General features: G+C 65.5%; 7 protein-coding genes. 3 read left to right on the top strand and 4 right to left on the bottom strand.

Annotated elements, in window-relative coordinates:
* The coding region (locus A5906_RS44520; RefSeq protein ID WP_488225979.1) for an MFS transporter at positions 1-642 on the top strand (642 nt) is incomplete at its 5' end.
* A gap of 44 nt (positions 643-686) precedes the next feature.
* On the opposite strand, the gene A5906_RS16535 is transcribed toward A5906_RS44520, so the two are convergent.
* Positions 687-1,676: a Bug family tripartite tricarboxylate transporter substrate binding protein gene (locus A5906_RS16535; RefSeq protein ID WP_080136434.1), complete on the bottom strand. Its 990-nt coding sequence runs from the start codon at positions 1,674-1,676 to the stop codon at positions 687-689.
* Between the two features lie 296 nt (positions 1,677-1,972).
* Here A5906_RS16535 and A5906_RS16540 point away from each other — a divergent pair, with 296 nt between their 5' ends.
* The gene (locus A5906_RS16540; protein ID WP_080136435.1) at positions 1,973-4,810 is read left to right on the top strand and encodes an ATP-binding protein; all 2,838 of its coding nucleotides are present in this window, start codon (positions 1,973-1,975) and stop codon (positions 4,808-4,810) included.
* Between the two features lie 137 nt (positions 4,811-4,947).
* Here A5906_RS16540 and msrA read toward each other — a convergent pair whose 3' ends face one another.
* The 3 genes from msrA to A5906_RS16555 form a co-directional block, all read right to left on the bottom strand.
* Positions 4,948-5,463 carry a peptide-methionine (S)-S-oxide reductase MsrA gene (msrA, locus tag A5906_RS16545; protein WP_080136436.1) on the bottom strand — a complete coding sequence of 172 codons (516 nt, stop codon included), beginning with the start codon at positions 5,461-5,463 and terminating at the stop codon, positions 4,948-4,950.
* 145 nt (positions 5,464-5,608) lie between these two features.
* Positions 5,609-6,031 carry an OsmC family protein gene (locus tag A5906_RS16550; protein WP_080136437.1) on the bottom strand — a complete coding sequence of 141 codons (423 nt, stop codon included), beginning with the start codon at positions 6,029-6,031 and terminating at the stop codon, positions 5,609-5,611.
* A 102-nt stretch (positions 6,032-6,133) separates the two neighbouring features.
* Positions 6,134-6,823 (bottom strand): VOC family protein, encoded by a 690-nt coding sequence (locus A5906_RS16555; protein WP_080136438.1) that lies wholly within the window; start codon positions 6,821-6,823, stop codon positions 6,134-6,136.
* A gap of 358 nt (positions 6,824-7,181) precedes the next feature.
* Here A5906_RS16555 and A5906_RS16560 point away from each other — a divergent pair, with 358 nt between their 5' ends.
* A complete protein-coding gene (locus A5906_RS16560; RefSeq protein WP_080136439.1) occupies positions 7,182-10,040 on the top strand; it encodes an ATP-binding protein in 2,859 nt (952 codons plus the stop codon).
* The last annotated feature ends 79 nt before the right edge of the window (positions 10,041-10,119 follow it).

Genomic DNA, 10,119 nt, shown 5'->3' on the forward strand with positions numbered 1-10,119 from the left:
ATCTGCTCGCTCCTGATGCTGATTGCGATGATGGTGACGTCCCCACGGCTGCTTCGCTCCGTCCAGGTGCAGGACGGGCCGCTGTTCGTGCTGCCGCACGGCTCCGTGCTCTTGCTTGCGCTGCTCGGCGCCATCACCTTCCTCGTCGAAGGCGCGATGCTCGATTGGGGCGCACTGCTCGTCATCGGCGCGGGTCTCGTCTCGGAGGCGCAAGGCGGGACGGGCTACATCGTGTTCTCGATCGCGATGACCATCGGGCGTCTCGGCGGCGACGCCGTCGTCGCGCGCGTCGGCGATCGCGCCACGTTGTTCTGGGGAAGCCTCATTGCCGTCGGAGGCTTCGCCGTGCTGCTCACGGCTCCCGTTGCGGCGGTCGCGATCGCCGGTTTCCTGCTGATCGGCCTCGGCGCTTCGAACCTCGTGCCGGTGCTGTTCCGCCGCGCAGCCCGGCAGACGGTGATGCCGACGGGGCTCGCCGTCGCCGCGATCACGACCGCCGGCTATGCCGGCATCCTCATAGGTCCTGCCGGCGTCGGCTTCGTCGCCCGCCTTGGCGGATTGCCGACGGCGTTCTGGCTTCTGGCCGCGCTGATGTGTCTGGTCAACTTGTCGGCGCGCTTCGTCACGCGCCCCGCGGCGTGACTAAAGCGCGGCGCGGGCCTCCGGGTCCGGATCGTGCTCCAGTCTCAAAACCGCTCCAGCCCGATCGATTTGATCATGCGCGCCAGGCTCGCCGAAGTCGCCTCGACCAGGCGCTGGAATTCGGCCGGGTTCGAGTGGCTATCCGGCTCCATGCCCTCGGCACGGTAATTGGCCTGCATCGCCTTGTCGGCCATGGCCATGCGCGTCGCCTGCGCGATCCGGTCGATGATCGCATCGTCGGTCTGCCGGGGCGCGAACAGGCCGAACCAACCGTCATAACGCAGGCCCGGCATGCCCGATTCGATCGCCGTCGGGATATCGGGAGCCACGCTCAGTCGCTTTTCGGTGGCGACCGCGATCATCCGGATCTTGCCGGCCTCACTCCACTGCTGCAATTGCACCGACATCACCGCAATGACGAGGGGGATCTGGCCGGCGAGGAGGTCGTTGCTGGCCTGCGCGATGCCCCGATACGGGACATGGACGATGTCCAGCCCACCCGCCTGCAGCTTGAAGGCTTCGCCGACGAGATGATTTCCGCTGCCGATACCGGGTGTGCCGTAGGACAGCTTTCCCGGATTGGCTTTCGCGTAGGCAATCAGCTCAGGCAGGTATCTGACGGGCACCGACGGATGGACGACAAAAACAAGAGCGCTGGTGATGAGGCGGCAGATGGCGCGGAAATCGTCCATCGCATAGGACGGGTTTTGCGACAGCAGCGGAATGGCCGCCTGCGTGCTGTCGTTTCCGAGCAAGAGCGAGTAGCCGTCGGGCTTCTCGCGCGCGACCGCCGCCGTCCCAATGGAGCCGCCCGCACCGGTGATGTTTTCGATGAAGACGGGTCCAAGCAGCGACGACATCTTCTCTGCCCAGGGACGCCCGATCTGGTCGCCGGAGCCACCCGCGCCGTAGGGAATCACCAGTCGAATGGGACGAGAAGGATAATCTGCTGTGCGCCCGCTGCGCGGAATCGCCGCGAGAACGGCTGCCGCCGATAATGCATGGACGAAGTGACGCCGCGCGAACAAAGACATGCCCGAATTCCGGAAGCGGTTCGTCGCTGCCCGAGGCGAGGCCGGCTCCCGGACGATTCCATCGCAGCAATCGGCGGCCGACGTCAATTGTCCATCCGGACTATTCGGCGGCGGCACCGCCCGTCAGGTGCTCTAACCCATTACTTTTAAAACAATATTTCGGAAGACGGCCGACCCACGCGGTCCACGCAGGGCTGCCCGACCCAGCCCACTGCTTTCGGCCAGTTTACTGTACGGTTCGTTCTGATAGACCACAAAGAAATACCTTTTGACTCCCGTCGCGGGGGTGATGGCGCGTGCCAGATCGTAGCGAAGACTCGTCCATTTCATTTGGGCCATTTCGACTGTTTCCAAAGTCCCGGCTCTTGGAGAAGGAGGGCACGCCGCTCCATGTCGGCGGCCGCGCGCTCGACATCCTGATTTTCCTCGCCGAGCGTCCCGGCGAAGTCGTCGACAAGAGAGAGCTGGTCAAACGCATCTGGGCCGACGTCAATGTCGACGAAGGCAGCCTGCGCTTCCATGTCGCAGCACTGCGCAAGGCGCTGGGTGATAGCGGCAAGTCTGCGCGCTATGTCGTCAACGTACCCGGCCGCGGTTATTGCTTCGTCGCATCGCTCGCTCCTTCGGCCTCGCCCGCCGCGCAGCCGACCATCGACATCCTGCCTCCCCGTGCCCTCCCGGCGCCGCTCTCGAAAATGGTCGGACGGGAGGAGGTCGTCGAAAAGATATCGAACGGACTCTCGCTCCATCGCTTCATGACCCTGGTCGGCCCGGGCGGCATCGGCAAGACTGCCGTCGCCATCACTGTCGGGCATCGCCGCTCCGAGGATTTTCGCGGGCGTGTCTTCTTCGTCGACTTCGGCCCGCTCCGGGATGCCAGCCACGTCGCAACCACCATCGCCTCCGCGCTCGGCCTGACCATCAGCGCAGAGAATCCGACACCGGCCCTGCTGACCTTCCTCAAGGTCGGCCCTGCCCTGCTGATCCTCGACAGCTGCGAACACGTGCTGGACAATCTGGCCCCGCTCGTCGAGCACATGGTTCGCGAGGCGCCGCAGCTTCGTGTTCTCGCAACCACCCGCGAATCGTTCCGCAGCGAAGGCGAGCGCATCTTCCGGCTGTTCCCGCTGGATTGTCCGCCCGAGCGCGAGGGGCTCGATGTCGCCGAGGTCCTCGCCTATCCCGCCGCCCAGCTCTTCGTCGAGCGCATCGCGCAAAGCTCCGGCCCGTTCCAGCTCAGTGCGGACGAAGCGCCGCTGGTCGCGAGCATTTGCCGCCGCCTCGACGGCATCGCGCTGGCGATCGAGCTCGCCGCGGGGCGGGTCAATGCCTACGGCATCGCCGGCACCGCGTCCCTGCTCGACAGCCGCTTCTCGCTGCAATGGCGCGGCCGGCGCACGGCCGTGCCGCGGCACCAGACCCTCGCCGCCGCGCTCGACTGGAGCTACGACCTGCTGCCTGCGGCCGAGAGCGCGACCTTGCGCCGGCTCTCGGTGTTCGCCGGGCCTTTCGCCCCGGAGGCGGCTGCCGCGGTTGCATCCGGTGCCGGCCTCAGCGCATCGGAAACGCTGGAAGCCATCGACAGCCTGGTCACGAAGTCGCTGATCTCGCCGTCCGGCTCGCGGACGCTGCGCTATCGCCTGCTCGACACGACCCGGGCCTACGCCTATGGAAAGCTCAGCGAGCTCGGCGAAACCAGGCAGTTCGCACGCCGCCATGCCGAGCATTTTCGCGATTTCTTCGCGCACGCGGAGGCCGACCCGTCGATGCCGCTGCCCGAATGGCTCGGCATCTATGGTGCGGAGCTGGACAATGTGCGCACAGCGCTCGACTGGGCCTTCGCGCCCGACGGCGACACTGAGCTGGGAATTGCGCTGACAGCGGCCGCGGTCACGTTGTGGGTGCGGCTTTCCCTGTTCGCCGAATGCCGCGAACGCAGCAAGGTCGCACTCGCTGCGCTCGGCGACACCGGCGACGACCGTATCCGCATGCAGCTTCTGTCGGCGCTCGGCTGGTCGCTGATGTATGGCGAGGGCCGCGCGCGCGAGGCGCGCCCGATCCTGGAGACGACCCTCGAGCTCGCCGACAGGCTCGATGACAAGGATTTCCGGCTGCGCGCGCTCTGGGGCCTGTGCATCGACCAGTTCAACAACGGACAATTCGGCAAGGCCCGCGCGTTCGCCGATCGCTTCGCGAACGCGGCGGCGAACTCTCCCGACAGGACCGACGTGATGCTGAGCGACCGGCTGACGGCCGTCGCGATGCACTATCTCGGCGACCAGAACGACGCACGGCTGCGCATCGACCGGGTGCACGCATCGCTGCATCTGCTGGCGGAGAAGCCGAAGATCTTCCCGCTCGACCTGAGAATATCCACGCAATATTTCCGGGCCCGCATCCTGTGGCTGCAGGGTCTCGCCGACCAGGCCCGGGCGCTCGCGGCCCGAAACATCGAGGAGGGCCGCGCCAACGGCCACGCTTTGACCTTCTGCAGCGTGCTGGGACAGGCCGCCTGCCCGATCGCGTTCTGGTCCGGCGATCTCGACGCCGCGGAACGTCACGGCACCGAGCTGCTGGAGCACACCGAACGGCATGCGATCCGGCTGTGGGGATTATGGGCACGGGCCTTCAATGCGGCGGTCATCGCCAAGCGCGGCGACATCGCGACCGGCCTGCCATTGCTGCGCGAGGAGCTCAACCGCGCCGGCGATGCGCGCTTCCTGCCGCGCTTCCTTCCATTGCTCGGCGAGCTCGCCGCGGGCTTTCTGGAGGCCGACCAGATCGACCGCGGCCTCGACGTCATCGAGGACGCCCTGACCCGTTGCCACGACCGGCAGGAGCTTTGGTACCTGCCGGAGCTGATCCGCATCAAGGGAGAATTGATGCGTAGGAGCGCGCGGCATTCGGGCGACGCCGAAGCGCAATTTCGCGAGGCGATGGGCATCGCGGCCCAGCAGGGCGCGCGCTTCTGGGAGCTGCGCTGCGCGACCAGCCTCGCGCGGCTGATGAGCGGGGCCGGCCAGAGCGCGGACGCTCTGGCCGTTCTGGAGAACGTCTCGGGATCGTTCACGGAGGGGGCCAAGATCGCCGACATGCGCACGGCGCGCGAATTGATCGCGCAACTACGGAACTGACCGCGCGCTGCGCGCTAAAGCGCGATGAGATCTGGATAGATCGTCATCGAGCTTCTGGTTATTGTTTACGCATGATCTCTTCGGAAAAACCGCTTCGCACTTTGCGCGACGCGTGCCCTTCGGGTCCGGATCATGCTTTAGCCTCCCGCCGCCGCAGCACGGCGCGGCAGCTTCCAGTCCGGCCGGATGAAGTGGCAGGTATAGCCGTCGGGATAGCGTTCGAGATAATCCTGATGCTCGGGCTCGGCTTCCCAGAACTCGCCCGCAGGCGCGACCTCGGTGACCACCTTGCCGGGCCACAGGCCGGATGCCTCGACGTCGGCGATGGTGTCTTCGGCAACCCGCTTCTGCGCATCGCTGGTATAGAAGATCGCGGAGCGATAGCTCGTGCCGAGATCATTGCCCTGACGGTTGAGCGTGGTCGGGTCGTGAATCTGGAAGAAGAACTCCAGCATGGTCCGGAAGCTCGTCTTCGCGGGATTGAAGATGATCTCGATGGCTTCGGCGTGGCCTTCATGATTGCGGTAGGTCGCGTTCTTCACGTGACCGCCGGTATAGCCGACGCGAGTGGAGATCACGCCCGGCTGCTTGCGGATGAGATCTTGCATGCCCCAGAAACAGCCTCCGGCCAAAACTGCGCGCTCAGTCGTCATCTCTCCGCTCCCAATTGATCGCTCTGTCGGTTCTGCATCTACCGCCATCATAGGCTCTCGGACGCCCGGCCGAAAGCCACGCATTGCACGCATGTCCACCCGGTTCCAGGAACGAACCGGATGGACCCAAATCGAAAACGCGCCTCTAGCCCAGTTTGGCGTCGAGCGTGATCGCGGCGTTGAGCACCTTTGACACCGGGCAATTCTTCTCGGCTTCGCCCGCGATCTTGGCGAAACCTGCGTCGTCCAGGTTTGGCACCTTGGCGCGCAATGTCAGTGCCGACTTGCTGATCTTGAAGCCCTTGCCTTCGGGCTCGAGCGTGACGGCGGCTTCCGTCGAGAGCTCCTCCGGCGTGAAGCCTGCGAGCTGAAGCCCGAAAGCGAGCGCCATGGTGAAACAGCCGGCATGAGCTGCTGCGATCAACTCTTCGGGATTGGTGCCCTTCTCGTTCTCGAAACGGGTCTTGAACGAATAGGGCGTCGCGGCGAGCACGCCGGATTCGCTCGACAGCTGGCCTGTGCCGTCGCGCCCCGTGCCCTTCCAGACTGCTGTTGCCTTGCGGATCATCTCAGTTCTCCTTGTTTGATTGCAGCACCGGCGCTCGGTACCGGCGGAAGGCGACATCAGCGTGACCGCCTGTCGCCGGCGCGATGCGAGAATGCAGTTGCTTCAGGTCGGCAGCTCCTGACCGGCCTGCTCGCGCACGATGTAGTCGGCGTACCAGTCGGCCCAGTTATCGTCGTGGCCGCCGGTACGCTTCTCGTGCTCGCCATGCGCCACCGAAGCGCGGCGCAGCGCCGCGGCGAGATCGGTTTGCGATGCGAATGTCGTGTCGCCTGCGGCGATGCGTCCGGGCAATCGTGTCGTGACCTCCTGGAACAGCCAGCCATTGCCGTCGGGATCACTGAACGCGGCGAATGAGCTGTAGCTGCCACGCTTCGGGTCAGCGCCGCTGACCCGAACACTGCCGAACAGGTATGGCTCGTCGGGACCGGCATGAACATCGCCGGCGCCGTGGAAGGATTCGCTGACCTCGATGCCGCGGTCGAGCAGATCCTTTCGCGCAGCCTCCAGATCGGAGACGATCAGATACAGACCGCGCGCCGAGCCGGGCGCCGCCGCCGTGACATTCTTGCCGAAGATCACCGAGCAGGCCGAACCCGGCGGCGTGAACTGGATCACGCGCCAAGCGTCGCCCGAGGCGAAATCGGCGTCCAGTCGCCAGCCGAGGCGCGCGTAGAACGCCTTGGCGCGATCCACGTCGGACACCGGGATCACGATGACTTCGAGCTTCATGTCAACGCTGTGCGATGCCGGGGGTCTGGCGCCGGCGTCGCGATCGATTTCAGCTGTGGCCATGTCGAACTCCCCTGGTGTGAGTTGAGACGATCCTTCAGATGGCGCAACAGGACCTGACTCCAAGGCTATCCTGGACGCGTTGCCGGCGATTTGCTCGTTAGACGTTGCAAGATTCTGTTATGATCGGCGGCGTCACAATCTGTGCAGCAGAGACTGTCGCCGCGACGGTCAACCACACTGACGAATTGTCGCAGGCCGCGTCATAAGCCGCTCGCGTTTAAGCAAAATTTGCGAGGGTTATTGCCTGGACGCTGCGGCGATCGCCACGCGATTTCGCCACTTTCGACCAGTTTACTCGCAATGTCGTTCTGTTAGACCAAAATTTCAGACAGCAACGCTTCACTGGACCCATTGGCTCGTGCCGGACACTAGCGACCAGGATTCGGCAATCTCCTTCGGACCATTCCGGCTGTCTGCAAAATCACGGCTGCTGGAGAAGGACGGCGTCCCGCTTCATCTCGGCGGCCGCGCGCTCGACATTCTGATTTTTCTCGCCGAGCGCGCCGGCGAAGTCGTGGACAAGCGGGAGTTGATCAAGCAAGTGTGGTCCGACGTGAACGTCGACGAAGGCAGCCTGCGCTTCCACATCACGACGCTGCGCAAGGCCTTGAATGACAAGGTGCTGGACGATGCCGGGGAAGGCTCGCGCTACGTCGTCAACGTTCCCGGACGCGGCTATTGCTTCACCGCGCCACTGCTCCGCCATGCTGCTTCGGACGGCCGGACCAGTCCGCCCGTCGCTTCGCCCTACGCGCTGCCGTCGCCGCTTGCGCGGATGATCGGGCGGGACGAGGCCGTCGAGAGGATTTCCGCCGAGCTCGCCCTGCATCGCTTCGTCACCATCGTCGGCCCCGGCGGGATCGGCAAGACCTCGGTCGCGCTCGCCGTCGCACATCGCGAGCTGGAGTCCTTCGACGGCCGGGTGTGCTTCGTCGATTTCGGCGCGCTGACGGATGCCCCCCTCGTTCCCGGAACGATCGCGGCCGCACTGGGCCTGACCGTCAATTCCGACGACCCGGTGTCGGGCCTGCTGACGCTCCTGCGCAGCCGACGCACGCTGCTTGTGCTCGACAGCTGCGAGCACATGCTCGACGACCTCGCGCCCCTGGCCGAGCGTCTCGTGCAAGAGGCTGGCGAGCTGCACATTCTCGCCACCAGCCGCGAATCCTTTCGCGCCGAGGGTGAGCGCGTCCATCGGCTGTTTCCGCTGGGTTGCCCGCCGGAGCGCGACGGGCTCGGCATTGCCGACATTCTTGCCTATCCCGCAAGCCAGCTCTTCGTGGAACGCATTGCCGAGAGCCTGAGCGAGTTCGAGCTCAGCGAGGAAGATGCGCCGCTGGTCGCCGAGATCTGCCGGCGGCTGGACGGCATCGCGCTCGCGATCGAGCTCGCGGCCGGACGCGTCAACGCCTATGGCATCGCCGGGACCGCGTCGCTGCTCGACAGCCGCTTCTCGCTGCTGTGGCGCGGACGGCGCACCGCGATCCCGCGGCACCAGACCTTGAGCGCCGCGCTCGCCTGGAGCTATGATCTGCTCCCCGCAGCCGAAAGCGCGACGCTGCGCGGATTGTCGGTGTTCGTCGGGCCGTTCACGCTGGAGGCCGCGCTTGCGGTCGCATCCAGCCAGGGCATCGGCGAGGCCGACGCAGTCGAGGCGATCTCGAACCTGCTCTCCAAATCACTGATCGCAACCTCGCCTGCGGAGCGCCGGCTGCGCTATCGCCTGCTCGATACCACCCGCGTCTTCGTCGGCGAGAAGCTCGTCGAGAACGGGGAAGCGGCCCGCGTCGCGCGTGCACATGCCGAGTATCTCCGCGATTTCCTGCGCGACATCGCGCTCAAATCCGCGGGCATGCGGAGCGCGGGTGGCTTCCTGCCCTATGCGGACCATTTGCCCAATGTTCGGGCCGCGCTGACCTGGAGCTTTTCGGACGGCGGCGACCGGACCATCGGCGTCGATCTGGCGGCGTCGGCCGCCCAGTTCTTCCTCGAGCTGACATTGCTGACTGAATGTTTTCGCTGGACCCAGCAGGCGCTCGCGTCTCTGGACACTGACACGATCGACCGCCGCCAGGAGATGACGCTGCAGGCCGCGCTCGGCGTCGCCGTGATGTTCACGCAAGGCAATACGGAAGTGGTCCGCTCCGCCTTCACGCGCAGCCTGCAGCTTGCCCGCGAGCTCGACGATCTGCACTGGCAGCTCTGGCTGCTGCGCGGCCTGCACATCTACTTGACCAGGATCGGAGATTTTCACAGCGCGCTCGGAACCGCCTTGGACGGCGAGGACGTTGCGCGCAAGCTGAACGATCCCGCCGCCATGCTGAACGTGGAATGGATGCTCGGCGTCGCGCATCATCTGATCGGCAACCAGGACAAGGCCGTGCGGTTCTGCGAGAGCGCGATGGTGCACAATCCCGGCTCGCAGCGGCTGAACATCGGACATCTCGGCTATGACGACCGCATCGTCGCGCTGGTGGCGCTGGCGCGCGGGCTCTGGCTCACCGGCCGGCCCGATCGCGCGGTCGAGGCGGCGAGATACACGGTGCGCGAGGCCGAGCTGCTCGAACAGCCGCTCACGCTCGGCATTTCCCTGATCTGGACCATCTACGTCTTCCTCTGGGTCGGCGACTGGGCCAACGCCGAAACCTTGATAGAGCGGCTGATCGATCATTCGGCGCGGCACTCTCTTGGTCCGTATCACGCGGTCGGGATCGGCCAGAAGGGCGAGCTGTTGCTGCGCCGCGGCGACGTTGCCGGCGGTATCGAGCATCTTCGCCGCAGCCAGGCCACGCTCTATGCGACGCGGCACCGGATCATGACGACGGTGTTTGCAACGGCGCTCGCGGAGGGCCTGGCGGCGCAGAACCAGACCGGCGAGGCCTTGCGCACGATCAACGAGGCCATCGCCCAGATTCCCGATCACGGCGAATCCTTCGACATGCCGGAGATGCTCAGGGTCAAGGGCGGCATCCTGGTCCGGTCGGGCAATATGGCGGAAGCCGAAAGCTGGTTACGCAAATCCCTCGATCTGTCGCGCCGGCAATGCGCCCTCGGCTGGGAGCTCCGCGCGGCCCTCAGCCTCGGCCGCGTCTTTCAGCAGACCGGCCGGACCGGTGAGGCACGCGAGCTGCTCGCTCCGCTCGTCGCGCGTTACCAGGAGGGCCTCGGGACGCACGACCTGATCGCCGCAACGGGACTGCTGAGCTCGCTGAATTAACAGCGTCTTCAACGGGATATCGCCAAATACCCGCTCGCAACTCCTAACAAATTCTAACACGCCAAGCCGCATGCGGCCC

It is taken from the genome of Bradyrhizobium sacchari (assembly GCF_002068095.1).
Taxonomy (GTDB): Bacteria; Pseudomonadota; Alphaproteobacteria; order Rhizobiales; family Xanthobacteraceae; genus Bradyrhizobium; species Bradyrhizobium sacchari.